General features: G+C 64.1%; 29 protein-coding genes and 1 tRNA gene. 18 read left to right on the forward strand and 12 right to left on the reverse strand.

Annotation, left to right across the window (positions count from 1 at the left end; translation table 11 throughout):
• Nucleotides 1-12: 12 nt before the first annotated feature.
• Nucleotides 13-408: a DUF3293 domain-containing protein gene (locus OKA04_RS17405; protein WP_264502473.1), complete on the forward strand. Its 396-nt coding sequence runs from the start codon at nucleotides 13-15 to the stop codon at nucleotides 406-408.
• 18 nt (nucleotides 409-426) lie between these two features.
• On the opposite strand, the gene OKA04_RS17410 is transcribed toward OKA04_RS17405, so the two are convergent.
• From OKA04_RS17410 to OKA04_RS17425, 4 genes are read right to left on the reverse strand one after another with little or no spacing between them, the layout of a single operon-like run.
• Entirely contained in the window at nucleotides 427-918 is a 492-nt protein-coding gene (locus OKA04_RS17410) for a hypothetical protein (RefSeq protein WP_264502474.1), read from the reverse strand.
• An 8-nt stretch (nucleotides 919-926) separates the two neighbouring features.
• Nucleotides 927-1349 carry an ExbD/TolR family protein gene (locus OKA04_RS17415; protein ID WP_264502475.1) on the reverse strand — a complete coding sequence of 141 codons (423 nt, stop codon included), beginning with the start codon at nucleotides 1347-1349 and terminating at the stop codon, nucleotides 927-929.
• A 9-nt stretch (nucleotides 1350-1358) separates the two neighbouring features.
• Entirely contained in the window at nucleotides 1359-1976 is a 618-nt protein-coding gene (locus OKA04_RS17420; RefSeq protein ID WP_264502476.1) for a MotA/TolQ/ExbB proton channel family protein, read from the reverse strand.
• A gap of 54 nt (nucleotides 1977-2030) precedes the next feature.
• Nucleotides 2031-2813, reverse strand: a complete 783-nt coding sequence (locus OKA04_RS17425; RefSeq protein ID WP_264502477.1) for an energy transducer TonB — start codon at nucleotides 2811-2813, stop codon at nucleotides 2031-2033.
• A 93-nt stretch (nucleotides 2814-2906) separates the two neighbouring features.
• Here OKA04_RS17425 and OKA04_RS17430 point away from each other — a divergent pair, with 93 nt between their 5' ends.
• Nucleotides 2907-4979 (forward strand): ATP-dependent helicase, encoded by a 2073-nt coding sequence (locus OKA04_RS17430; protein ID WP_264502478.1) that lies wholly within the window; start codon nucleotides 2907-2909, stop codon nucleotides 4977-4979.
• Nucleotides 4980-5007: 28 nt separating this feature from the next.
• Here OKA04_RS17430 and OKA04_RS17435 read toward each other — a convergent pair whose 3' ends face one another.
• On the reverse strand, nucleotides 5008-5913 hold the full coding sequence (locus OKA04_RS17435) for a malate dehydrogenase (RefSeq protein ID WP_264502479.1): 906 nt from the start codon (nucleotides 5911-5913) through the stop codon (nucleotides 5008-5010).
• 135 nt (nucleotides 5914-6048) lie between these two features.
• Between OKA04_RS17435 and ald the strand changes: the two genes are divergently transcribed.
• Nucleotides 6049-7161 carry an alanine dehydrogenase gene (gene ald, locus OKA04_RS17440; protein ID WP_264502480.1) on the forward strand — a complete coding sequence of 371 codons (1113 nt, stop codon included), beginning with the start codon at nucleotides 6049-6051 and terminating at the stop codon, nucleotides 7159-7161.
• 119 nt (nucleotides 7162-7280) lie between these two features.
• Here the strand turns inward: ald and OKA04_RS17445 are convergent, their stop codons facing one another.
• Genes OKA04_RS17445 through OKA04_RS17455 form a run of 3 tightly spaced genes read right to left on the reverse strand, consistent with a single transcriptional unit; the run spans nucleotide 7281 to nucleotide 10516 of the window.
• On the reverse strand, nucleotides 7281-8513 hold the full coding sequence (locus OKA04_RS17445; protein ID WP_264502481.1) for a dihydrolipoamide acetyltransferase family protein: 1233 nt from the start codon (nucleotides 8511-8513) through the stop codon (nucleotides 7281-7283).
• An 8-nt stretch (nucleotides 8514-8521) separates the two neighbouring features.
• On the reverse strand, nucleotides 8522-9490 hold the full coding sequence (locus OKA04_RS17450) for an alpha-ketoacid dehydrogenase subunit beta (RefSeq protein ID WP_264502482.1): 969 nt from the start codon (nucleotides 9488-9490) through the stop codon (nucleotides 8522-8524).
• Between the two features lie 3 nt (nucleotides 9491-9493).
• Complete coding sequence (locus OKA04_RS17455; RefSeq protein ID WP_264502483.1) at nucleotides 9494-10516, reverse strand: thiamine pyrophosphate-dependent dehydrogenase E1 component subunit alpha; 1023 nt, start codon at nucleotides 10514-10516, stop codon at nucleotides 9494-9496.
• 134 nt (nucleotides 10517-10650) lie between these two features.
• Between OKA04_RS17455 and OKA04_RS17460 the strand changes: the two genes are divergently transcribed.
• From OKA04_RS17460 to OKA04_RS17520, 13 genes are all read left to right on the forward strand, one after another.
• Nucleotides 10651-10920, forward strand: a complete 270-nt coding sequence (locus tag OKA04_RS17460) for a ribbon-helix-helix domain-containing protein (RefSeq protein WP_264502484.1) — start codon at nucleotides 10651-10653, stop codon at nucleotides 10918-10920.
• A gap of 4 nt (nucleotides 10921-10924) precedes the next feature.
• Nucleotides 10925-11287 carry a type II toxin-antitoxin system RelE/ParE family toxin gene (locus OKA04_RS17465; RefSeq protein ID WP_264502485.1) on the forward strand — a complete coding sequence of 121 codons (363 nt, stop codon included), beginning with the start codon at nucleotides 10925-10927 and terminating at the stop codon, nucleotides 11285-11287.
• A 12-nt stretch (nucleotides 11288-11299) separates the two neighbouring features.
• The gene (locus OKA04_RS17470) at nucleotides 11300-11659 is read left to right on the forward strand and encodes an MGMT family protein (RefSeq protein ID WP_264502486.1); all 360 of its coding nucleotides are present in this window, start codon (nucleotides 11300-11302) and stop codon (nucleotides 11657-11659) included.
• Between the two features lie 9 nt (nucleotides 11660-11668).
• Nucleotides 11669-11968 carry a hypothetical protein gene (locus OKA04_RS17475; protein WP_264502487.1) on the forward strand — a complete coding sequence of 100 codons (300 nt, stop codon included), beginning with the start codon at nucleotides 11669-11671 and terminating at the stop codon, nucleotides 11966-11968.
• A gap of 36 nt (nucleotides 11969-12004) precedes the next feature.
• On the forward strand, nucleotides 12005-12547 hold the full coding sequence (locus tag OKA04_RS17480; protein WP_264502488.1) for a metallophosphoesterase family protein: 543 nt from the start codon (nucleotides 12005-12007) through the stop codon (nucleotides 12545-12547).
• Between the two features lie 92 nt (nucleotides 12548-12639).
• Nucleotides 12640-13551: a nucleotidyltransferase family protein gene (locus OKA04_RS17485; protein WP_264502489.1), complete on the forward strand. Its 912-nt coding sequence runs from the start codon at nucleotides 12640-12642 to the stop codon at nucleotides 13549-13551.
• Between the two features lie 190 nt (nucleotides 13552-13741).
• Nucleotides 13742-13817: transfer RNA gene (locus OKA04_RS17490), tRNA-Thr, on the forward strand.
• A gap of 78 nt (nucleotides 13818-13895) precedes the next feature.
• Nucleotides 13896-14921, forward strand: coding sequence for an arabinan endo-1,5-alpha-L-arabinosidase (locus OKA04_RS17495; protein WP_264502490.1), 1026 nt, complete (start codon nucleotides 13896-13898; stop codon nucleotides 14919-14921).
• Between the two features lie 6 nt (nucleotides 14922-14927).
• The gene (locus OKA04_RS17500) at nucleotides 14928-16175 is read left to right on the forward strand and encodes an RNA polymerase sigma factor (RefSeq protein ID WP_264502491.1); all 1248 of its coding nucleotides are present in this window, start codon (nucleotides 14928-14930) and stop codon (nucleotides 16173-16175) included.
• Between the two features lie 116 nt (nucleotides 16176-16291).
• Nucleotides 16292-16651: a YciI family protein gene (locus OKA04_RS17505; RefSeq protein ID WP_264502492.1), complete on the forward strand. Its 360-nt coding sequence runs from the start codon at nucleotides 16292-16294 to the stop codon at nucleotides 16649-16651.
• Nucleotides 16652-16679: 28 nt separating this feature from the next.
• On the forward strand, nucleotides 16680-17081 hold the full coding sequence (locus tag OKA04_RS17510; RefSeq protein WP_264502493.1) for a YciI family protein: 402 nt from the start codon (nucleotides 16680-16682) through the stop codon (nucleotides 17079-17081).
• A 3-nt stretch (nucleotides 17082-17084) separates the two neighbouring features.
• On the forward strand, nucleotides 17085-17735 hold the full coding sequence (locus OKA04_RS17515; protein ID WP_264502494.1) for a dihydrofolate reductase family protein: 651 nt from the start codon (nucleotides 17085-17087) through the stop codon (nucleotides 17733-17735).
• Nucleotides 17736-17842: 107 nt separating this feature from the next.
• Nucleotides 17843-18268: a YciI family protein gene (locus tag OKA04_RS17520; protein ID WP_264502495.1), complete on the forward strand. Its 426-nt coding sequence runs from the start codon at nucleotides 17843-17845 to the stop codon at nucleotides 18266-18268.
• A gap of 2 nt (nucleotides 18269-18270) precedes the next feature.
• Here OKA04_RS17520 and OKA04_RS17525 read toward each other — a convergent pair whose 3' ends face one another.
• Nucleotides 18271-19191, reverse strand: a complete 921-nt coding sequence (locus OKA04_RS17525; RefSeq protein WP_264502496.1) for a LysR family transcriptional regulator — start codon at nucleotides 19189-19191, stop codon at nucleotides 18271-18273.
• 74 nt (nucleotides 19192-19265) lie between these two features.
• Between OKA04_RS17525 and OKA04_RS17530 the strand changes: the two genes are divergently transcribed.
• On the forward strand, nucleotides 19266-20045 hold the full coding sequence (locus OKA04_RS17530) for an SDR family oxidoreductase (RefSeq protein WP_264502497.1): 780 nt from the start codon (nucleotides 19266-19268) through the stop codon (nucleotides 20043-20045).
• 77 nt (nucleotides 20046-20122) lie between these two features.
• Nucleotides 20123-20584: a cupin domain-containing protein gene (locus OKA04_RS17535; RefSeq protein ID WP_264502498.1), complete on the forward strand. Its 462-nt coding sequence runs from the start codon at nucleotides 20123-20125 to the stop codon at nucleotides 20582-20584.
• A gap of 2 nt (nucleotides 20585-20586) precedes the next feature.
• Here the strand turns inward: OKA04_RS17535 and OKA04_RS17540 are convergent, their stop codons facing one another.
• The 3 genes from OKA04_RS17540 to OKA04_RS17550 are packed head-to-tail and all read right to left on the reverse strand — an operon-like array spanning nucleotide 20587 to nucleotide 22323.
• On the reverse strand, nucleotides 20587-21444 hold the full coding sequence (locus OKA04_RS17540; RefSeq protein ID WP_264502499.1) for a tRNA1(Val) (adenine(37)-N6)-methyltransferase: 858 nt from the start codon (nucleotides 21442-21444) through the stop codon (nucleotides 20587-20589).
• A gap of 21 nt (nucleotides 21445-21465) precedes the next feature.
• Entirely contained in the window at nucleotides 21466-21804 is a 339-nt protein-coding gene (locus tag OKA04_RS17545; protein WP_264502500.1) for a zinc ribbon domain-containing protein YjdM, read from the reverse strand.
• A gap of 45 nt (nucleotides 21805-21849) precedes the next feature.
• Entirely contained in the window at nucleotides 21850-22323 is a 474-nt protein-coding gene (locus OKA04_RS17550) for an SRPBCC family protein (RefSeq protein WP_264502501.1), read from the reverse strand.
• Nucleotides 22324-22336: the final 13 nt, after the last annotated feature.

Here is a 22336-nt window from a genome sequence, read left to right on the forward strand (position 1 = left end):
GAAGTTTTTTCCATGACCACTCTGCCCCAAGAATATCTGACAACGGTCTTCCAGCTCGGAATCCGGCCGATGCCCTTGCCGGAACGGCTTGCTATCATCACCGCTTGGAATCCGATGGACCGGCTCAATACCACCAACGAGAACCTGCGGGTGGACGAGGCCCTGCGCAGGACGCTGGAGCTGAAGGCGCGGCCTTACTTCCGGGCCACCGGTTGCTCGCCGGATCTGGCCCATCGAGAGCCGGGCTGGGGCGTGGAGATGCCGAAGGCGGACGCCATCGCGCTTGGCAAACGCTTCAGCCAACGCGCGATCTGGTGGATCGAGAACGGCGAACTGCTCCTCGTGGACTGCTCGGATGGAGAAGAGACCGCCGTGGGCGATTTCCAGCTCCGGATCGTGGGCGGATAAGCGAGACTGCGAATCGACTCAGCGGGCGCCTGCCTTCTTCAATTCGGCGACCGCTTCGTCGAGACGCTTGCGCGTAGCGACGAGTTGGGCATTCACCTCCTTGAGCTTTGAGTCGCGCGCGGCAATCGCCTCATCGCGTTTTTGCAGCGCTTCGTCGCGGAGCTTCAGGGCCTCGTCCCGCTCCTTCACGGCGGCTTCCCAAGTGACGATCATCGCCCGGGCTTCTTCGAGGCCGGCGGCGAATTTCGCGATCTCCTCGTTCTTGATTACGAGTTCCTTCTCCGCAGCCTCGGCGGCTTGGCGGATGGAGTCCACGGAATCCTTCAGCCCTTGGATATCCGAGCGGAGCTGCGTGATCTGCTGCTCGGCCTCGGTCCGCGCGTTTTTCTCCAGGATCTCGCGGGTCCTGGTCTCGCCGAGGTCACGCTCGAGTCCCTGACCCTCAAGCCACTGGATGAAGATGAAGCCGACGAGCACGACGCAGCCGACGGCATTGACGATGGGAAGCACTTTCGGGTTCACGGCTCCTTATGCTTCGTTTCAAAGCTGACCTTCTCCACGCCGGCGGCGCGTGCGGCATCGATCACGGCAATGGAATGCTTGAGATCGCTATCTTCATCGCCACCGATGAGCACCTTCGTATCCTCCGTCGGCGGCAGAGCGAGCAGGCGCTGGGTGATCTCCGAGGGCGTCACGATCTCCGCATCCCAAGTGATCACACCGTGGGAATCGATCGCGAGGTGGATCGGCGGCGTTTTGTTGTCCGCCACGGATGATGTGGAAGACGGCAGCTTGAGATTCACCCGGTGGATCTGGGTCATGCTCAGGCTCACCATCATGAAGCTGGCGAGCAGGAAGAACATGATGTCGATCAGAGGCACCACCTCGATCCGCGCATCGTCCTCGTGGTCGTCGCCACCGCCCTGGAGTTTGACCGGCATCGGTGGGGCTCAGCGCTGGTTGAGGTGGTTCTGGGCTGCGTAGGCCTCGAGGTCGTGGCCGTGGGCCTTCGCCGACTGGACCAGCAGCTCAGCATGGTTGATCCATGCCTCGAAGTTGCCGCGCAGGGTCGAGACGCGCTTGCGGAAGAAATTGTAGGGAAGCAGGCAGCCGATGGCGATGAAGAGACCGGCCGCGGTGGCGATGAGCGCTTCGGCGATACCGCCGGTCACCTTTGTCACCCCGAGGGCCTCGTCACCCAGCGAGGCGAAGGAGCCCATGAGACCCACCACCGTGCCGAGCAGTCCGAGCAGCGGTGCGAGCGTGATGATGGTGCCGAGGACCCACATGCGGGCCTCCGAGCGCTCGATCCACTTCGTGGCATGGAGCTGCATCGCAGCGAGCATGGAGGTGTGGGCGTGGGAGATGCCTTCGTTCAGATTGTGCAGGAAGGGATCCGACATCTGCTGGCCGAGCTGCCAGGCGGTGCCGAAGTCCCCGGTGCCGAGCGCCTCGCGAGCCCGCTCCTGGGCATCACTGCGGATCGAGCGGCGAAGGGTGATCCACCAGTAGCTTCTTTCTAACAACACGCACAGGGCCAGGAAGAAGGTAGCCGTGATGGGCCACATGATCCAGCCCCCCTCTTTGAACGTGTGGAGGACGATATTCGCGCTCAGCATTGATCAATTCAGTTGGAAAACAATCGGTCGGGAAGCAGTCGCCCGCACACCGGGGCGGAACTTCCAGCGACGCACGGCAGCCAGCGCCGCCTCGTTGAAGATGGGATTCGTGCTGCTGCTCACGCGGGTATTCACCACGTAGCCGCGCTCGTCCACCGTGAAGGTCACCGTGACGCGGCCCTGGAGTCCTGCGGAACGCGCGGATGCGGGGTAGGTCGGCTTTGGCATGCGGCCACCGGCCCAGCGGTCCGCGCCGACGGGGCTGTCGCCCGATCCCTGCGCGGTTCCATTGCCGGTGCCCGTGCCACGACCGCTCTGGCCATTGGCGCTGCCGCCGTTCGTCTTGCGACCCGCGGTGGTGCGGTTGGTGGAGGTCTTCGGGCGGTTGTTCGCGGGCTTTGCAGCGGGCTGCTTCGGCCGCTCGGTGCCATCCGGGCTGGTCTTCTGCGGCAGGTCGGGAATGTCCGGCAGCGGCTCGAGGTCGGCCATCTCCGGGATGTCCGGCATTTCAGGGATCTCGGGGACTTCCGGCACCTCCGGGATTTCGGGAATCTCGGCCGTCGCGGAATCCTCCGCCATGGCATCGTCCGCAGACTCCTCGGCGGCCGGTGGAGCGGAGCCCATGGCCATCGGCGTGATCGCCACTTCCGTCTCATCGGAAAGGATCACCAGCAGCTCGGGCAAGCGCTCGGCCACCTTGATCACACAGGCAACCGAACTCGCCCCGGCCACCGTCAGCCATGCGGCGAGGGTACCAATGTTGAGGGCGTAAAGTAGAGGGCTCATGGCAACCATTAATGAGAATCAGTCGCAAGAGGAGCCTGCACCCCTCCCCCGGCGAGTGTCAAATGTGAAGACCGGAAACTTTCGTCACGATCCGTGGTTCTTGATCGCCTGCCGAAAATCCCGAAGCTGCGGGAAATGGCGCGCGAATACACGCTGAACCGGCGGACCTCCGGACCTGCATCCGGCATCGACTACCGGGCGGAATTGAATGACGAGCAATACGCCGCGGTGACCTCGCCGCCGGGAGCCTCGCTCGTCATCGCCGGTGCCGGCTCCGGCAAGACGCGCACGCTCACCTACCGCGTGGCCTACCTGCTCGACCACGAGGTGGAGGCGCGGAACATCCTGCTGCTGACCTTCACGAACAAGGCTGCGCGGGAGATGACCGAGCGCGTCCGCACGCTGGTGCCTCACGATGTCTCGGCACTGTGGAGCGGCACCTTCCACTCGATCGGCAATCGCATCCTGCGCCGCCACGCGGAGGTGCTGGGATTCACGAAGTCCTTCTCCATCCTCGACCGCGACGACCAGAAGTCGCTGCTCGGCGGCGTGATCGCCAGCCTCGACATCGACACGAAGGTGCGGCGCTTCCCGAAGGCCGACGTGCTCGCGTCGATCTTCAGCCTCGTGGAGAATACGCCCGACACGCTCGATGACCTCCTGCGGACCCGGTATCCCTACTTCGACGACTGGTCGTCCGAGATCCACAAGGCCTACGAGCGCTACGGCAAGCGGAAGCTGGAGACGAACTCGATGGACTTCGACGACCTGCTCGTCCTCACGCTGAAGCTTTTCCAAAAGGACGAGGAATTGCTCGCGCTCTATCAGAAGCGCTTCCGCCACATCTTGGTGGACGAGTATCAGGACACGAATGCCGTCCAGAGCGAACTGATCGACCTGCTCTCCGCCGGCGGCGCGAGCGTGATGGCGGTGGGCGATGACGCGCAGTCGATCTACTCGTGGCGCGGGGCGGACATGGGGAATATCCTCAGCTTCCCGAAGCGGCACGAAGGCTGCCGCGTCTACAAGATCGAGACGAACTACCGCAGCGTCCCGGAGATCCTCGACCTCTCGAATGCGGCCATCCGCGCGAATACCGCGCGCTTTGACAAGGACCTCAAGTCATCGCGCGCCGATGCCGGGCTGAAGCCCGCACTGGTGCCGCTGGAGGACCCGGCCACGCAGGCGGCATTCGTCGCGCAGCGCATGCTGGAACTGCGCGACGAAGGCATCCCGCTGGAGGAGATGGCGGTGCTCTACCGCGCGCATTTCCAGTCGCTGGAGATCCAGATGGAACTCACCCACCGCGGCATCCCCTTTGCCATCACCAGCGGTCTCCGTTTCTTCGAGCAGGCGCACATCAAGGACGTCTCCGCCTTCATGCGCTTCGTCACGAACCGCCGCGACGAAACGAGCTTCAAGCGACTGGTGCTGCTGCTGCCGGGTATCGGCGCAGCGGGCGCCGACAAGCTGTGGCGGGATTGGCAAAAGACCGGCTACGCGGAAAGCGAGGAGCTGCCCGTGTGGTCCGATGTGCTCGGCACGCTGAAGCCGCCGAAGAAAGCGGCGAAGCACTGGGAACAGCTCGGCTACACGCTGGACGAACTCACGCCGCACGGGGAATTCGCCCGTCCGTCCGAGATGGTCTTCAGCATCCTCGAAGGCCTCTACGCGGAATTCCTCCAGGCTTCCTACGACAACTACGAAAACCGCCGTAGCGACATCGAGCAGCTCATGGCCTACGGGGGCAACTTCGATGACGTGCTCGACTTCCTCTCGCAGCTCTCCCTGCTCGGCGCCGCCGATGGCGAGCCCACCGGCGACCGCTCGGAGAAGGACGACGAGAAGGTGACGCTGTCCTCCATCCACCAGGCGAAGGGCCTGGAGTGGAAGGTCGTCTTCCTCATCTGGCTCACCGACGGGCAATTCCCGAACGGCCGCATCCTCGAAGCCGACGACGCGGACCAACTGGAAGAAGAGCGCCGCCTTTTCTACGTCGCGATCACGCGTGCGAAGGACGAGCTGTATCTCACCTACCCTTTCATCAATCCGAAGTCGTACACGGGCGACGTGATCCAGCGGCCATCGCGATTCCTCGATGACTTCCCGCGCTCGCTCGTCGAGGAGTGGAAGGTGGGATCGAGCTGGGCGGACGAACCTTTCTAACAGAGGCCGCCCGCTCCCCGGCTGGCGCTTACTCCAGGCTATCGATCACCGCGCGGACGGCCTTTGCCGCCTCGCGGAATTGCTCCGCCTCCACTTCGTTGAGATCCGGCTGGAGGAAACGCTCGATGCCCCTCTTGCCCACCACGACGGGCAGGCTGAGGCACACGTCCTTCACGCCGAGATAGCCGTCGACGAGCACGCTGAGAGGCACGGTGCGCTTCTCGTCGAGCAGGATCGCCTCGATGATGTAGGCCGCGGATTGGCCGATCGCGTAGCAGGTGTTTCCCTTCTTGCGGAAGACCTCGATGCCGAGGTGCTTCGCCCTTTCGCACAGCGCGCGGCGCTCGGGGCTGTCGTCGATCTTCTCGCCACCGGCCTGCGCGACACTCATCGCGGGGAACTGATGCTCGCCGTGCTCGCCGAGGATGTAGGCGCGCAGGTCGTCCGGATGGATCTCAATCATCGCGGAGAGCAATTCGCGGAAGCGGATGGAATCCACCAGCGTGCCGGTCCCCATCACGCGCTCGCGGGGGAAGCCGGTGAGCTGCAGCGCCTGCCAGGTGATTACATCGACGGGATTGGTCACGAGGACCAGCTTGCACTGCGGGGCCACCTCCGCGATGCGGGGCAGCATCTTCTTCATCAGCTCCGCATTGTCGTGGGCCAGCACGTTGCGGTCGAAGAATCCGGGCAGCATCGGCACCGAGGCGCAGACCGCCACGACCTCGCTGTCCGCGGCATCGTCGATGTCCCCGGCGCGCACCTTCACGGGCACCTGCTGGAAAGCCTGCGCGTGCATGAGGTCGATGGCCTCGCCCTCCGCCTTGTCACGATTCGAACCCACCAGCACCACCTCGCGCGCGACGCCGCGGAGCACGAGCGTGTAGGCTAGCACCATCCCGACTTTGCCGGGGCCAACGATTGTTACTTTCATGACAGCCTTCTGCCGCGAAGGCCGGGGCGTCTTCAAGATCTCTCGTGCTCCCCCGCTTTACTTGTCCGAATCCGCCGGTGCCGCCCCGCGTTTCCGTCAAGACGGAAGGGCCGATCACGGGTAGCGTGCAATTCCATGAACATCGGCATCCCGAAGGAGATCAAAGCACAAGAGCACCGCGTATCCATGGTCCCCGGCTCGGTCGCGGAACTCGTGAAGCACGGTCACCGTGTCTTCGTGGAAGCCGGTGCCGGCGCGGGCTCCAGCTACAGCGACGAGCAGTACCTCGCCATGGGCGCGGAGATCCTGCCGGATGCGGATGCGATCTTCTCCGCCGCCGAGATGATCGTGAAGGTGAAGGAGCCGCAGCCCGAGGAAATCGCGCGCCTGCAACCTCATCACCTGCTCTTCACCTACCTCCACCTCGCGGCGAGCAAGCCGCTCACGGAAGCACTGGTCGCCACCGGCTGCACCGCACTCGCGTATGAGACGCTCGAGGTGAACCGCCGTCTGCCGCTGCTCGAGCCGATGAGCGAGATCGCCGGCCGCATGTCTTCCATCGTGGGCTCGTATCACCTCGCGAAGCACAATGGCGGCCGCGGCACGCTACTCGGCGGCGTTCCCGGCGTGGCCCCCGGTCGCGTGGTCGTCATCGGTGGTGGCACCGCCGGTGTGAATGCGGCCCGCGTGGCCACCGGGATCGGCGCGGACGTCACCATCCTCGAGGTCGATTTCGAGCGCATGCGCTTCCTCGACATCACCATGAGCGGCACGCACACGGTCTACTCCAGCGAGGCAAATCTCGCGGAGCTGCTTCCACGCGTGGACCTCGTCATCGGTGCCGTGCTCGTGCCCGGAGCGAAGGCCCCGAAGCTCATCACCCGCGACATGCTGAAGCTGATGCAGCCGGGCAGCGTCTTCGTGGACATCGCCGTGGACCAGGGCGGCTGCGCGGAGACGACGCGCCCGACGACCCACCACGCACCGACCTTCGTCGAGGAAGACGTGATCCACTACTGCGTGGCCAACATGCCGGGTGCCTACGCCCGCACGGCGACCCAGGCACTGAACAACGTGACCCAACGCTGGATCACCCTGCTCGCCGACAAGGGCGTGGCCGGTGCCTGCCGCGTCCGCAAGGAAGTGCTCGGTGCCGTGAACTGCAGCGGCGGCAAGCTCACCATCCTGCCCGTCGGCGAGGCCCACGGCATGGAAGTGGCCGACCCGGCTGAAGTGCTCGGAGTCTGACCGGGTGCGCGGGATTTATCCCGCCCGTCCAAAGACAACCGACGACAAATTTTGTGATGCATGACCCGGATCATGCATCACTTTTTCGTTACGCAGCACGTCACCGACGCACAGCACGATCAGAGTTTCTCCGGCTCCTGAAGAAGCTGCGCCACGCGACCCAGCAAGACACCCGCACCACCGCCATCGACCACGCGATGGTCAAAGGTGACCACGAGTTCGGCTTCGGTCACCGGAATGAAGGTCTCCACCTGATCGCTCCACACCGGTTTCTTCACACCGGCACCGAGGCCCAGAATGAGCGTTTCATTTGGCAGCGGGATCGGCGTGCCGGACGTGAGGCCAAAGGTGCCGAAGTTCGTGACGGTCGCGATGCCGCCGCGGAGATCGTCATCGGAAAGACGACGGCGACGACCGCGCTCGACCATCTCGGCATACTCGGTCGTGAGTTCGGAAAGGGATTTCCGATCCACCTTCCGCAGGACCGGCACGACCACGCCATCGTCCACCTGGACCGCCACGCCGATGTCAAAGGCGCGGGGATGCACGACCTTCTGGCCGATCAGGAAGCCGGCGGTCGCAGGCTCCTCGACAAGGGCGAGGGCAAAGGCACGCAGGACGTAGAGAGTGAGGCCCGGCTTCGGGTCCTGGTTGCGGCGGTGCTCGAGCACGCGGTCGAGCTTCACCGGCAGGCCCACCGTCGCGAGCGGACGCGTCCAACTCCGGCGCATCGCATCGGCCACGGCCATGCGCATCGGCGAGGCATTGCTGCTCGGCCAAGTCTCGATGTAGTCGAGGAATTTTTCAAGGTCCTCCACCGTGACGCGGCCACCCGTGCCGGTGCCGACGATCGCGGAGATGTCCGCCTCGCGCAGCCCCATGTCATTCATGCGGGCACGCATGCGCGGGGAAATGTAGTGGGCTCCCATGGTGCCGGTCGGCACGGCCAGGCCCTTCACGCTCGGCACCACGGCGGGCGATTCCTCGTAGGAATCATCGTCGAGGGCGAAGTGCAGGTTCTTCTCCTGCTGCTGCGGCGAGGTGGCCTCGGCGGTGCGGCGGTCGGCGGCGGCCTCGATGCTCTCGACACCGGTGCGCGTGAGTTCCTCGTCGGTGACGTCCAGCAGGCCGAGCAAGGTCCCGACCGAGTAGGTCTCGCCTTCCCGGGCCATGATCTCCTTCACCGTGCCGCGGCAGAGCGTGGTCACCCCCATGGTCGCCTTGCTGGTCTCCACTTCGATGACCTCCTGGTCCGTCTGCACCGTATCGCCGGGCGCGATGCCGATGCGAACGACGGTCGCCTCGGCAATCGATTCACCGAGCTGCGGCATGAGGATGGGAACGGTGGGCATGACTAGTTTTAGAAGGAAAGCAGCTCTCGCAGGGCGATGCAGATCGTCTCGGGAGTCGGGCGATGGGCCGCCCAGAGTTTCGGATGATACGGCACCGGCGTGTCGCGGGAGTTCAGGCGGCGCGGCGGCGCATCGAGCAGGTGGAAGCCATCCGCGCAGACACGCGAGACGACTTCCGCGGTAACACCACCCCACGGGAAGGCCTCGCCGAGCGCGAGCAGGCGGCCGGTGCGGGCGACGCTCGCGAGCACGGTGTCGATATCCAGCGGCTTCACCGAGCGAAGATCGACCACCTCGATTTCCCAGCCGCCCTGCTCTTTCAGCCGGTCGGCGGCGCGCACGGCCTCGTGCACCATGGCGCTGTAGGCCACGACGGTGGCGTGCTTGCCGGGGCGCGTGATGCGGGCCTTGCCGATGGGCAGGTGATCGCCATTGATACGCGGGGCCTTCAGCCAGCGGTAGAGGAACTTGTGCTCGCAGTAAATGACCGGGTCATCCAGCGCCACGGAGTCCAGCAGCATGTGATAGGCGTCCGAGACGGTCGCCGGCGTCACCACGATCAGGCCGGGGTAGTGCGCGTAGAGCGCCTCCATGCTCTGGCTGTGGAAGGGCCCGGACCCGGGCGTACCGCCGGAGGGCAGGCGCACGGTCAGCGGGATGGGCACTCCTGTCCGGTAAAAGCTCGTCGCGGCCTGGTTGACGATCTGGTTGAAAGCGATCGAGGAGAAATCCGCGAACTGCATTTCAATGATCGGCCGCATGCCCTCGATGGCAGCGCCCACGGCCATGCCGATCATGGCGTCCTCGCTGATCGGCGAGTCCAGCACGCGGCCGGGGAATTCCTCCGCGAGACCCTTGGTCGCCTTGAAGGCTCCCCCGAATTTCGAAATGTCCTGTCCGTAGAGGAAGACCCGCGGGTCCTCGCGCAGCAGCTTCTCCTGCGCCTCACGGATCGCATCGACGTACGTCACGCTCATTCGTCAAATCCCCCTTCCGGTTGGCGTGGAGCACGCGTTCCAGTCTTCATCCCACGGGTCCGGTGTCGGCTCCTGCTGGGCCTGAGCGACGGCGGCCTGCACCTCATCGGTGAAGTCCTGCTTCCAGCGCTCGATCTCGTCCACCGTGGCAAATCCAGCCTCGATCAACTGGACGATGCCCGTCTCGATGCAGTCGCGTCCGAGGTGGCTGTCTTTCAAAACGGGCGGCACATAGCTGCCGTCATCGTGCTCGCCGTGGCCGCTCAGGCGTAGCAGGCGGGCCACCACCATCTGCGGGCCATGGCCTTCGCGGGCGAGCCTTACGGCATTCCCGATGACCTGCGCGCAGGCCAGCACGTCGGTGCCATCCACGGAATGCGCCCCGACTCCGTAGCCCTTTGCGCGGTCCAGCAGGTCCTCGCAGGCGAATTGCCGGTCGGTTGGCGTCGAGTAGGCAAATTGGTTGTTCCCCACGATGACGACCATCGGCAGGCGCTCGACCGCCGCCATATTCAGCCCCTCGTGGTAGGCTCCGGTGGAGGTGGCACCGTCGCCGACGCAGGTCGCGCCGACCACGCCATCCAACTCTCCCTTCAACCGGCGGGCCATCAGCATGCCTCCGACGACGGAAACCGCCGCGCCGAGGTGGGAAATCATGGCCGGCATGCCATCCTGCGGGCGACCGCGGTGGATATTGCCGTCGCGACCCTTCATCGGGCCCATCACGGAGCCGAGGTAGGTGCGGGTGCAGTCGATGAGCGGCTCGCCAAAGGCCGTGCGCCCGGCCTGATCGCGGATCAGGGCGGCGAAAATGTCCCGCCCCTGAACGAGCGAGGCCCCGAGCGAGGCGCTGACGGCTTCCTGGCCCTTGCCGAGGTAGACGCCGCCGACGATCTTGCCGGCCTTATAGAGGCTGGACAGCTTGTTTTCAAGGAGTCGCGCCCGAAGCATCGCCCTGAAGACGTCGCGGACATAGTCGCGATCCAACTCCACGGCAGTCCTCTGGGCTTCCTCGGTCTCCGGCACGGGCGAAGGCTAAACAGGCGACCCGAAGGCCCGCAACCGCTTTCCGGCAGGTGGGGCAGAGATTGCAAAACGATGCGCAACGCGAGGGTGGCGAATATTGACGAAATTTGCCACCGGACGTATTGATCTGGCCCATGGCGAGCAGCATCAACCTCTCACTCACGGATGAACTCCGCGCCTTTGTGGACCGGAGTTGCGGGGACGGCACCGACTACGCTACCCCCAGCGAGTTCTTGCGCGATGTCCTGAGGGAAAAGAAGCGCCGCATCGAAGCCGCGGACTTGAGGGACGCGATCATCGAAGGCTACCGGGACGTGACCGAGGGACGGACGCTGGAATTCAAGGGCAACCTGAAAAGCATGATGGCCGAGGCAAGAAAGCGCGAACGCGAGGACTGGAAGTAAAGGCATGCCCTACCTCGCCCTCTCCCGCCGTGCCCTGCTCGATCTCGCCGAGATCGAACAGTATTCCACCGAGACTTGGGGAAAGAAGGTGGCCACGAGCTATCTGGGCGAAATTGAAGACGCCCTGAATCGCCTCAAGGAGAATCCCGGGCTGCTCCGATCAAGGCCCGAGCTTTCCGACCATCTGAAATTTTACCGCGTGGGTCGGCACCTGCTTGTCTGTGCGCAGGAAGGCGAGAACATCTATGTCCTGACGCTGAAGCACGGTGCAATGGATCTGCCGGAAAGGCTTGCTGAAATGGAGCCCGAGATGGCGAAGGAAGCCGAATTGCTCCATCAGGCATTCCTCCGCTCGCGGAAAGTTTGAAGTTTCACGCCCATGCCCAAGTCCTCCGCCTTTCCCCGCATCCGCGCCGAGGTGATCCGGCTGGTCGCCTTGATCCCCGAGGGCCGCTTCACGACCTACGGGTCGATCGCGCTGCATATGAATTGCAATCCCCGCCACGTGGCCCAATCGCTGAGCGGCCTGACCGAGGAGGAGGCCCGGGATCTGCCCTGGCACCGCGTGGTAGCCGCTGACGCACGCATCAGCCGCTCCATGGATCCGGAGCTCGCGGCAAAACAAAAGGCCCTGCTGGGAAAAGAAGGCATGAAGGTCAACGCGCGGGGTTTCATCCAAGACTCCGACGATCATTTCCACGTCGTGGGCATCCGCAGGGACATCCGGTGGAAAGACTGACACTCGCACGTGAGCCTGAAAGCCATCACCATCGCTGACGACGATTCACTCGTCGGCCACTTGGATCCCGGTCCGGTGGACCTACTCCTTTGTCTCGGAGACTTGTGGGACATGTCCCTTGAGAAGGCCCATGCCCGCTACCAGCCCGAGGCAGCATTCGGCGTGAAAGGAAACCACGATTCGGACGCCCCCTTCCCCTCCCTCATCCAGCCCGTGCACTGCACCGTGAAGCGAATCGGCGATCTCACCATCGGTGGTTTCAACGGTAGCTGGCGCTACAAGCCGCGTGGCCATCACCTCTTTGACTAGGACGAAGTGACACGGATGCTGGCGGATTTCCCGAGTGTGGACATTTTCATCGCCCACAATTCACCCGCTGGCATCCACGAAAGAGACGACCATGTCCATCAGGGCTTCGACGCTTTCCTGAAATACATCGAGACTTCCCGCCCGCGATACTTCCTCCACGGTCACCAGCACTTGCGGCAGACCACGATGATCGGTGACACTCGGGTCATCGGGGTTCTTGGTGAAGAAGTGATCGAGGTCGAGTACCCCCCCCTTGCTATGCCGAAGATCTCCCAAGAAGACTATGAGCCGATGAAGGCATTCTTCATCGCTTGGATGGAGCGCTTTCCCATTTCCATCCAGCCTCCACCGGGACACCAGCCCATCGACATTCTCAAGAAGTTGGAAGAAATGGGCATGGCCAAGGCGAGACTTGGACTGGGACAAGCTATCGGGGACACACTCGAACAAGCTTTGTATTTGCCAGCATCCGAGATCGAGTCGATCGACCGGGACTTCTCAGCCCGCGATATCATCACGCTTTCCCAGCTTCTGGCGAAATACTCCCGAAAGCCACGAAGAACCGGCGATACCTATTAAACTTCGCCTTTCCCCCGCGTGCATGCGCCATTCCGCATTGCCGGGGATCGGGCTGCGGCTCATAACCCCGCCCGTCCTCCAGACCTACCCTGATGAAACCGACTCTCCTTGTTCTCGCTGCCGGCATGGGCTCCCGCTACGGCGGACTGAAGCAGATGGACCCGATGGGCCCGAGTGGCGAAACCGTGCTCGATTACTCGGTCTTCGACGCGATCCGCGCCGGCTTCGGCAAGGTCGTCTTCATCATCCGCGAGGATTTCGCCGAGGCCTTCAAGAGCAGCGTGGGCGCGCGTTTCGCGGGCAAGATCGAGGTGGACTACGCCTTCCAAAAGCTGGATGACCTCCCGGAAGGCTTCACCATTCCCGAGGGCCGCACGAAGCCCTGGGGCACCGCCCATGCCGTGCGCGCCGCGCGCCACGTGGTCAGCGGCCCCTTCGCCGTGATCAATGCGGACGACTTCTACGGCGCGGACGCCTATCAGGTCATTGCCCGCTGGTTCGCCTCGGATACCGGCGAGGCCGGAAAGGACCACTACTCGATGGTCGGCTACCCGCTGAAAAACACTCTCTCCGAACACGGCTCCGTGAACCGCGGCATCTGCCAGACCGACGCGCTCGGCCTGCTGACCGACGTGGAGGAAGTCGTGGACATCGCCCGCGATGAGGACGGCATCGTCCGCGGCACCGCCCTCGACGGCAGCCGCCGCGAGATCGCCGACGTCTGCCCGGTCTCGATGAATTTCTGGGGCTTCACCGAGAAGTTCTTCGAGCAGATCGAGGAGCACTTCACCGCCTTCCTCACGGAAAAGGGCGGCGAGCAAAAGTCCGAGTGCTACATCCCCACCGTGGTCGATGACTTCATCCGCCAGGAGCGCGCCGACTGCCGAGTGCTCGACACCACGTCCTCGTGGTTCGGAGTCACCTATCCGGATGACAAGCCGCACGTGGTCGAGTCCATCGCGAAGCTCGTGGCCGCCGGGGACTACCCCAGCCCGCTCGGCTGAAGTCCGGATCAGAGCTGATAGAATCAAGGTGGCAGGCCACACCGGGTGCCCATTCGACCCCGGAAAATCTGCCACCTGCTTCACTCTGCCATTGACCATCCCGCCCCGGCTGATACCACTGCTGGGTCGCAAGCAATCGCACGAAGGATCAAGGAGTTACACCAACCAACTCCGCCCTTCCCGCCTCGACGCCGGCTTAGCTCAGTTGGTAGAGCAGTTGATTTGTAATCATCAGGTCACCAGTTCGAGTCTGGTAGCCGGCTCCAGGGTGACAATCGTGTCAGCCGGTTCTCCCGGAGCTTTTGCACTTGTCGCGCTGCGGACGTGCTTCCGAGCATGAGTGCATGCATCGGGTATTTCGATTTCCCTCACGGGGCCTCCTTCTCGCCTCGCTGGCAGCCGCGGTCGCTTGCCATGCCGTGAACGCCGCGGAGCCGAAACCCGGCGGACCGCTGGAGACCACCGCCAGCCGCGGAGTGACGGCAAGAGATCCCTCGACGATCGTAAAGCACGGCGACACCTACTGGACCTTCTTCACCGGTCGCGGCGTGCCATCCCTGCACTCGAAGGACCTCGTCACCTGGGAGCGCGGGCCGCGCGTGCTGGAGAAGCCCCCGGAATGGATCGCGAAGGAGGTGCCGAAGAACGACGGCATCTACTGGGCACCGGACGTGATGAAGGTGGGCGACCAGTATCTCCTCTACTACTCGGTCTCCAGCTTCGGCGCGATGCACTCGGCCATCGGGCTGGCGACGAATCCGACGCTCGATCCGAAGAGCCCGGACTTCCGCTGGACCGACCACGGGCCCGTGGTGCAATCGCGCGACGGTGGCGATTTCAATACCATCGACCCGTCCATCTTCCTCGATGACGATGGTAAGCTGTGGCTTTCCTTCGGCTCGCAATGGAGCGGCCTGAAGCTGGTGGAACTCGATCCGAAATCCGGGAAGCGCCTCAAGCCGGACGAGCCGATGACCCCGCTCGCGGCTGGCCAATCGATCGAGGCCCCGTGGATCTACAAGCGGAAGGGCCACTACTATCTCTTCCTGAATCGAGGGAACTGCTGCGCGGGTGTGAACAGCACCTACCACATCACGGTCGGCCGCAGCGAAGACATCAAGGGCCCCTACGTCGCGAAGGACGGCTCGCTGATGATCGATGGCGGCGGCACGCTCGTGCTGGACAAGAAGATCGGCACGCTCACCGGTCCCGGCCATGCCGGCATCGTGGAGAAGGACGGCAAGAGCTGGTTCAGTTGCCACTTCGAGGCGGACGATCGCATGGAGGGGAAGGCCACGCTGGGCGTGATGCCGATCCGCTGGAGCGAGGACGGCTGGCCGGAAGTCCTCCCGCCGGACGCGACCAAGTGACCCGCCATGCCCGGGGCCGACATCAATCAGGTGCGGCAACATCTGGACCGCCTCTACCGCGAGGAGTCCGGCCGCATCCTCGCGACATTGATCCGCCTGCTCGGCGACTTCGATGTGGCGGAGGACGTGATGCACGACGCCTTTGCCAAAGCCCTGCAACGATGGCCCAGCGACGGTATTCCGGCAAATGGTCGCGCTTGGCTGGTTTCCGCGGGACGCAATCAGGCGATCGACGCGCTACGCCGCCGGGCACGATTCGATGCATCACAGGAAAAGATCGCCGATGAGATCTTCGCGTCCACGGGGAGGCAGGAGGAGAGCGTGGAAGACGACCGGCTGCGGCTGATCTTTACCTGCTGTCATCCTGCGCTGGCTCCGGAGGGGCGGGCGGCACTGACGCTGCGCGAAGTCTGCGGACTGACCACCGAGGAAATCGCCCGTGCTTTCCTGACGACTCCACCGGCCCTCGCGCAGAGGATCGTGAGGGCGAAGGCGAAGATTCGCGATGCGAGGCTGCCCTATCAGGTGCCCTCGCCGGAGGAGCTGCCAGCGCGCCTGCCTCCGGTGCTGCAGGTGATCTATCTGGTCTTCAATGAAGGCTACTACGCCACCTCCGGTGCCTCATTGACCCGCGCGGATCTTTCGGCGGAGGCCATCCGTCTCGGTCGTCTGCTGCACACGCTGCTGCCGGAGCCAGAGGTGATAGGCTTGCTCGGGCTGATGCTCCTGCAAGAGTCACGGCGGGCAGCCCGCACATCGGACGATGGCGAGTTGATCCTGTTAGAGAATCAGGACCGCTCGCTCTGGGATGGCAGGCTGATCACCGAGGGGATCGCGCTGGTCGAGCAGGCGCTCACCTCGCGACGCTTCGGCCCTTACACGCTGCAGGGCGCCATCGCCGCGGTGCATGCCGAGGCACCGGACGCGGCCTCGACCGATTGGCCGCAGATCGTGGCGCTCTACACGCTGCTCGCGAAGGCAGCCCCCTCCCCCGTGGTGGAGCTGAATCGAGCTGTGGCAGTGGCGATGCGCGATGGCCCGGAGGCCGGGCTGGAATTGATCGATGCCCTGCTCTCCCGCGGAGATCTGACCGGCTACCATCTGGCCCACTCGGCCCGGGCCGACCTCTGCCGCCGGCTCGGACGCCATGAGGAAGCGCGGGATTCCTACCGCCACGCATTGGCACTGGCGCAGCAGGCACCCGAACGACGCTTCCTCGAGAAGCGACTCAGGGAGTCCGGCGAAATTTTTTGACGCTGCCTGTCGAAATCCGGATGCGCCGTTCGTCCAACTAATGAACGGTCACCCTGCGACCCTCGCAGGACCTCCGACAAACGAACCTATCTGATGCCATGAAATTTCTCATGTTGATGATCCCCCGCGTCTATCAGCCCTCCACTCCCGCCGACGAACGCGCGGGCGAGGGCTTCGTGCCACCGGCCGACGCGATCGAGCAGATGACGAAGTACAATGAAGACCTTGCGAAGGCGGTGAAGATCCTGGACATCGACGGCCTCTGCCCGCTCGACAAGGGAGCACGCGTCACCTTCGAGGGAGGTATCCCCACCCTCACCGATGGTCCCTTCATCGAGTCAAAGGAGGTCATCGGCGGCTACTGGATCTTCGAGGCGGCGTCACGGGAGGAAGCCGTCGAGTGGGCGCGCCGCGTGCCTGCGGACGCCGGTGATGTGATCGAGCTGCGCCCGATCTTCGAGTTCCCGGAAGCGTGAGGACGAGAACCCTTCAAAAAGCTTTCCCATGAAATACGTCTGCCTGGGCTACATCGAGCCCGACAAGCTCGGCAATCTCACCGAATCCGCTCGCAATGCGATGGTCGATGAATGCTTCACCTACGACGACGAGCTGCGCGCGAAGGGACACTTCGCCGGCGGCGAGGCGCTGCAACCTCCGCAGACTGCCGCAACCCTGCGCTGGCAGGATGGCCAGGTGGTCATCACCGATGGCCCCTACGCGGAAACGAAGGAGCAGATCGGCGGCATCCTCATTCTGGAAGCACGCGACCTGAACCACGCGATCCAGATCATGTCGAAGCACCCGGGCGTGAAGGCCGGCCCCTTCGAGATCCGCCCTGCCGCCGACCTCAGCGAGATGATCCGCGAGAGCGAACAGCGCCGAGCGGGAATCACTACCTCCGACTGACCGATGCCAAAGCTACGCGTTCATTGCTTCGGGGTATCGCTCGACGGCTTCGGTGCCGGGCCGGAGCAGAGCCTTGAGAATCCCCTTGGCATCGGAGGGCTGGATCTCCACCAGTGGTTCTTCCCCACGCAGGTCTTCCAGGAAATGCACGGAGCTGGAGAAAGCGGAGGAAGCACCGGCGTGGACAATGATTTCGCCCGGCGCGGATTCGATGGCATCGGCGCGTGGATCCTCGGCCGTAACATGTTCGGCCCGGTCCGAGGCGAATGGCCGGACGATGAATGGAAGGGCTGGTGGGGCGAGGAGCCGCCGTATCATGCGCAGGTCTTCGTGCTGACTCATCATCCGCGCGAGTCGATCGAGATGAAAGGCGGGACGGTCTTCCATTTCGTCACGGATGGCATCCACGCCGCACTCGAGCGGGCGAAGGAGGCGGCGGGAGATTTGGACGTGAGGCTCTGCGGCGGCGTGGCCACCATCCGCCAGTATCTGGAGTCCGGATTGGTCGATGAAATGCATGTCGCCGTCTCCCCGGTGATCCTCGGCAGCGGAGAGAGCCTGCTCGGCGGACTGGATCTACTGAAGCTCGGCTATCGATGCACAGGACACGTGGCGAGTTCCGCCGCGACGCATTTCGTGATCACAAGGGAGTGATCCGATCACGGCTCCGGAAAAATCCGTGGGAATTTTTCCGGAGCCTGTCCTCGCAGGGGCCGGCCATTCGTGGTGATATCGAATCAAACTTCATTCCCCTACCCACCATGAGCCTCGACATGTCAAATCCGCCCCAAGTGACCGGCCACCTGCTGCTCTTCCGTCAAACGGATTGGGCCAGCCAGGGCTTGTCCGAAGATGAAATCCGCCAGGTGATGAATCGCATCAACGCGTGGTTCGACGGCCTGGCCTCGCAGGGCAAGATCCTCGGCGCGCAGCCACTGATGGAGGCCGGCGTGATGATCAGCGGCGAGACAGGCGGCGCGGTGACCGACGGGCCATTCGTCGAGGCGAAGGAGTCCATCGGCGGCTACGTGTTGCTCTCCGTGACGAGCATGGAGGAAGCCGTGGCCATCGCGAAATCGAATCCCATGCATGAATTCGGCCTGACCACCGAGGTGCGTCCCACGGCCAGCACGTGCCCGCATCTTCATCGCATGCTCGGCAGCTCGCTCGCCACGGCCACGGCCTGAGATCAGCGCCCCACGGGCAGCGCTTGCTTCAGGAAATCGACCGCGAAGTCCACGAAAGAGCGGGCGCGGGTCGGGAGCAAGCGATGCCCGGCATAGACCACGTGCACCGGCAAGGCCTGCGGACGCCACCCCGGCAGCACGCGCACCAGGCGACCGGCGGTGATGTCTTCCTCGACCAGCCAATCCGGCTGGATCGAGAGGCCGAGCCCGGTCCTCGCCGCTTCGCGCATGCTGGTCACCCCCTCGGATACGAGAACGGGCGTCACCTTCAGCACCTGCTCTGCGCCACCACGACCGAAGAGGCTGATCGCCGACGTGCTCCAGAAATGGGATCCCGCCAGACCAATCCACGGCCACTCCTTGAGGTCGGCTGGCTTCTTCGCGGCAGGCATTCCATTCACCAGCGAAGGTGCGGCGACGAGCTGGAGGGATATCGTTCCGGCGGGGCGCGCGATGACACTTTCATCCGTGATCTTCCCCGGCACCACGCCGACGTCGCAGCCCTCCTCGATCATCTGCAGCGGGCGATTCGTCAGGGAGAGCGCCGCCGTCACCTGCGGATGCGCCAGCAGGAACTCGCTGGTCAGGCGCGTGACGACGGACTGCCCGAGATCAATGGTGGCAAAGATCCGCAAGTGCCCGCTCAGCATGGTCTGATCCTCTCGTATCCGTTGCTGTGCGCCGTCCGCCAGCAGCAGGATCGCCTGAGCTTCGTCCAAGAAGATGCGACCGGTGGGCGTGAGGCTCATGCGATGCGTGTCCCTCAGCAAGAGCGCGGCACCGGCCCGCTCCTCCAGTGCTTGCAGCGACCGGCTAAGCGTGGGCTGCGGCACCTTCATGCGCCGCGCCCCGGCGGAAATGCTGCCGGCCTCGACGATGGCCACGAAGGAACGCAACAGGCCGAGATCGTCGAAGGCGCTCATACGCCAAACGCATAACCGTAATGCAAACCCGATGGCTACCGCAAAACGGGTCCCGGTGGAATCATCACGTCGTTATGAACGACATCACTTCCAACAACAACTCCCCTCTCAAGATCACCCTCATCGGCGGCAGTGGCCTGATCGGTCGCAAGCTCGCGCCGCTCCTCGAAGCACAAGGCCACGAGGTCGTCATCGCCTCGCCATCGCGCGGCGTGAACTCCCTGACCGGCGAAGGACTGGCAGGAGCGGTGAAAGGTTCGCACGTGGTGATCGACGTCACGAACTCGCCTTCGTTCGAAGAGAATGCCGTGCGCGAATTCTTCGAGACCTCGACCCGCAATCTGCTCGCGGCATCGGGCGAAGCAGGCGTGCAGCACTACATCGCGCTCTCGGTGGTGGGGACCGACCGGCTGCCTGCGAACGGCTACTTCCGCGCGAAGCTGGTGCAGGAGAGCCTGATCCAGGCATCGCATCTGCCCTTCACCATCGTGCGCGCCACCCAGTTCTTCGAGTTCATCGGTGCGATCCCGACGCCATCGGAAGACGGCAAGAGCGTGCGGATCACCTCGGCGCGCTTCCAGCCCATGGCTGCGGATGACGTGGCGGCAGCACTTGCCGAAGTCGCGACCTCCACGCCGCAGCGAGGCATCGTCGAGATTGCCGGACCGGAATCCGCTCCGATGGACGAGATCGCGAGGCGCTACTTCCAGGCTCGCGGGGATTCGCGCGAGGTGATCGGTGATGCGGGGGTGACCTACTTCGGCGCCCCCATCGACGACCGCAGCCTCACCCCCGGCGCAGGCGCGAAGCTTGGGAAAACCTGGCTCGTAGATTGGCTGAAGCAACAGGCGTGATCCACCTCTCTCCGCCCGGGAGATAGCTTGAGATATTGCCGTCGGACCAGTGACGGATTACTTCATTCTCATCCCTCATGAAGACATTCTCCGGCTATCAGCTCATCACCCCGGACGATCTCCACTGGCGTCCGTCGAACCTGATGAAGATCCCGAACGCCGACTTCCTCGAGCGCACGGGCAGCGAAAACATGGGAGCACGCCTGTGGAGGATGCCGCCGATGAGCGCGAACACGCTGCACAAGCACATCCGCACGGAGGAATTCTACTTCGTGCTGGAAGGCACCGGCCGCATCCGGATCGGCGAGGAAAGCGTGACCGTCCCGAAACACGGAGGAGTGCTCGTCGGCCCGGACCAACTCCGACAGGTCTTCAACGACACGGAAGAGGAAGTCCTCTGGCTGATCATCGGCGCGCCGGAGGAGATGGAGTTCCTCAAGGGCTCGCTCTCCGACATGGATCTCTCCCTGATCTACCCGCAGGATCCGAAGCAACTGCCGCCGGAGCTGGAAGGCGTGACCTGGCCACCTGCGGGCTGATCTCAATGCCCGCCGTGCGCGGCACTGTCCGAAAATCCGAAGCCGCGCCTCACCGAAGCCATCTCCGCGCTGAGGCGTCCGCTTTCTTCGCGAACGACCAGCGGTTCTTCGACGATCATCGGCTGATCGACCTCGTCCCGATGCCGGCTGGCGAAGAGCGTGAACAAGGCGGGCAAGGTCTCGCGCGGGATCACATCGCGCAGCTTCACCGTGGCGAGCCCAGCCGCAGCGATACCATCGAGCGCGCGCTGCTTCTGCGGCGTGGGAAAGCACAGGACAAACCACCCGCCGGGCGCGAGGTGCTTCACCGCCGCCTTTGCATAGTCGGAGACATCCCCGCGCAACTCGAAGCGCGCATGGGCCTTTTGCGAATCCTGCGGGACCACTCCGGCACTCGTCGGGAAGTAAGGCGGGCTACCCGTGACCAGCGGGAATGCCTTCCCAAGCGCGAGATCCCGCAGATCTCCGTGCGAGCAATCCACGCGAGCGCGGAGGCCATTCGCATCGAGATTTGACTGGAGAAGCCGGTAGCTGATCGCTTGTGCCTCCACGCAGGTCAGCCGAGCCGCCGGACCCATCCCCCAGAGCGTGAGCAGGCCGACGGTGCCAATGCCCGTGCCGAGATCGAGGTGCTCGGTCACCCGTGGCGAAACCTGCAAGGCATACCACGCGGTGAGGACGTCATCCGCGGAGTGGCGGTGGCCTTTCTTCCGCTGGGCGATGAGCCAGCCCGCCTCGCCGCCCGCGTCGTCCCGCCATGGCTCGCGGTCGAGGCCATTCGGTCCGGTGAGCGCGTCCAGGGTGATGCGCTCGCCGAATTCCTGCTCGAGGCGCAGCCGTTCTTCCTGCCAATGGTCCATGGTTTCCGCGGGGCGATTGATCTAACCGACGACCTTCTTCACATACATCGCCTTCAGCGCGATGGCCATGCCATCCATGCGGCAGGAGATCTCGTGATCGCCATCGACGAGGCGGATCGGCTTCGACTTCGTGCCGGTCTTCAACACCTGCGAGGTGCCGCCGAGCTTGAGATCCTTGATCATCGCGACCACGTCCCCATCGGCGAGCACATTGCCATAGGCGTCCTTCACCACGCGGTCGCCCGCCCCGGTCTCCACGGGAGCATCGTCCCACTCGTGGCCGCAGGTCAGGCATTCGTGATGGAGATCCTTGGTGAGGATCTCGTTCATCTCGCAAAGCGGGCAGGTCGCATCGGCCATGGCGGTCGAAAAAGACCTGCCCGCAAGGACTGCACAAGCCCGGAATCACATCTGGTCCGGGATCTCCGGCTCCACCAGCAGGGCGAGCAGCACCAGGGACTCCTGCCAGCCCATGTAGCAGGCCTCCGTCGGGATCATGGCGGGGATGCCCTCCTGGACGATGTGGATCTCCGTTCCACAAAAGACCTCGCGCAGGTCCACGGTGGTAATCATCGTGCCCGGCAGACTCGGGTCCTCGAATTGGTCGTCGTAGCGCAGGCGCTCGCCCGGCTTGAGCTCGAGGAATTTCCCGCCGAAGGCATGACTGCTGCCCGTGCTGAAATTCGTGAATGACATCCGGTAGGTGCCGCCGACCCGGGCATCCATGTGGTGGACCTTTCCGGTGAAGCCGTGCGGCGGCAGCCACTTCGCCATCGCATCCGGGTCGATGAAGGCGCGGTACACCCGCTCCGGCTTGGCGCGGAGCACACGATGAAAGCGGACGGTATTGGTGGCGGCGGTGGTGTCGGTCTCGGACATGGCAGTTCGGTGG

It is taken from the genome of Luteolibacter flavescens, assembly GCF_025950085.1.
GTDB lineage: Bacteria > Verrucomicrobiota > Verrucomicrobiia > Verrucomicrobiales > Akkermansiaceae > Haloferula > Haloferula flavescens.

Bases quoted from the DNA above. Each gene is read 5' to 3' on its own strand.
- OKA04_RS17485 (WP_264502489.1), top strand. From the start codon at position 12,640: ATGAAACCGACTCTCCTTGTTCTCGCTGCCGGCATGGGCTCCCGCTAC.
- OKA04_RS17530 (WP_264502497.1), top strand. From the start codon at position 19,266: ATGAACGACATCACTTCCAACAACAACTCCCCTCTCAAGATCACCCTC.
- OKA04_RS17445 (WP_264502481.1), bottom strand. From the start codon at position 8,513: ATGCCCACCGTTCCCATCCTCATGCCGCAGCTCGGTGAATCGATTGCC.
- OKA04_RS17495 (WP_264502490.1), top strand. From the start codon at position 13,896: ATGCATCGGGTATTTCGATTTCCCTCACGGGGCCTCCTTCTCGCCTCG.
- OKA04_RS17465 (WP_264502485.1), top strand. From the start codon at position 10,925: ATGCCCTACCTCGCCCTCTCCCGCCGTGCCCTGCTCGATCTCGCCGAG.
- OKA04_RS17525 (WP_264502496.1), bottom strand. From the start codon at position 19,191: ATGAGCGCCTTCGACGATCTCGGCCTGTTGCGTTCCTTCGTGGCCATC.
- OKA04_RS17470 (WP_264502486.1), top strand. From the start codon at position 11,300: ATGCCCAAGTCCTCCGCCTTTCCCCGCATCCGCGCCGAGGTGATCCGG.
- OKA04_RS17540 (WP_264502499.1), bottom strand. From the start codon at position 21,444: ATGGACCATTGGCAGGAAGAACGGCTGCGCCTCGAGCAGGAATTCGGC.
- OKA04_RS17425 (WP_264502477.1), bottom strand. From the start codon at position 2,813: ATGAGCCCTCTACTTTACGCCCTCAACATTGGTACCCTCGCCGCATGG.
- ald (WP_264502480.1), top strand. From the start codon at position 6,049: ATGAACATCGGCATCCCGAAGGAGATCAAAGCACAAGAGCACCGCGTA.
- OKA04_RS17405 (WP_264502473.1), top strand. From the start codon at position 13: ATGACCACTCTGCCCCAAGAATATCTGACAACGGTCTTCCAGCTCGGA.
- OKA04_RS17505 (WP_264502492.1), top strand. From the start codon at position 16,292: ATGATCCCCCGCGTCTATCAGCCCTCCACTCCCGCCGACGAACGCGCG.
- OKA04_RS17500 (WP_264502491.1), top strand. From the start codon at position 14,928: ATGCCCGGGGCCGACATCAATCAGGTGCGGCAACATCTGGACCGCCTC.
- OKA04_RS17520 (WP_264502495.1), top strand. From the start codon at position 17,843: ATGAGCCTCGACATGTCAAATCCGCCCCAAGTGACCGGCCACCTGCTG.
- OKA04_RS17550 (WP_264502501.1), bottom strand. From the start codon at position 22,323: ATGTCCGAGACCGACACCACCGCCGCCACCAATACCGTCCGCTTTCAT.
- OKA04_RS17545 (WP_264502500.1), bottom strand. From the start codon at position 21,804: ATGGCCGATGCGACCTGCCCGCTTTGCGAGATGAACGAGATCCTCACC.
- OKA04_RS17420 (WP_264502476.1), bottom strand. From the start codon at position 1,976: ATGTGGCCCATCACGGCTACCTTCTTCCTGGCCCTGTGCGTGTTGTTA.
- OKA04_RS17515 (WP_264502494.1), top strand. From the start codon at position 17,085: ATGCCAAAGCTACGCGTTCATTGCTTCGGGGTATCGCTCGACGGCTTC.
- OKA04_RS17460 (WP_264502484.1), top strand. From the start codon at position 10,651: ATGGCGAGCAGCATCAACCTCTCACTCACGGATGAACTCCGCGCCTTT.
- OKA04_RS17510 (WP_264502493.1), top strand. From the start codon at position 16,680: ATGAAATACGTCTGCCTGGGCTACATCGAGCCCGACAAGCTCGGCAAT.
- OKA04_RS17535 (WP_264502498.1), top strand. From the start codon at position 20,123: ATGAAGACATTCTCCGGCTATCAGCTCATCACCCCGGACGATCTCCAC.
- OKA04_RS17435 (WP_264502479.1), bottom strand. From the start codon at position 5,913: ATGAAAGTAACAATCGTTGGCCCCGGCAAAGTCGGGATGGTGCTAGCC.
- OKA04_RS17450 (WP_264502482.1), bottom strand. From the start codon at position 9,490: ATGAGCGTGACGTACGTCGATGCGATCCGTGAGGCGCAGGAGAAGCTG.
- OKA04_RS17415 (WP_264502475.1), bottom strand. From the start codon at position 1,349: ATGCCGGTCAAACTCCAGGGCGGTGGCGACGACCACGAGGACGATGCG.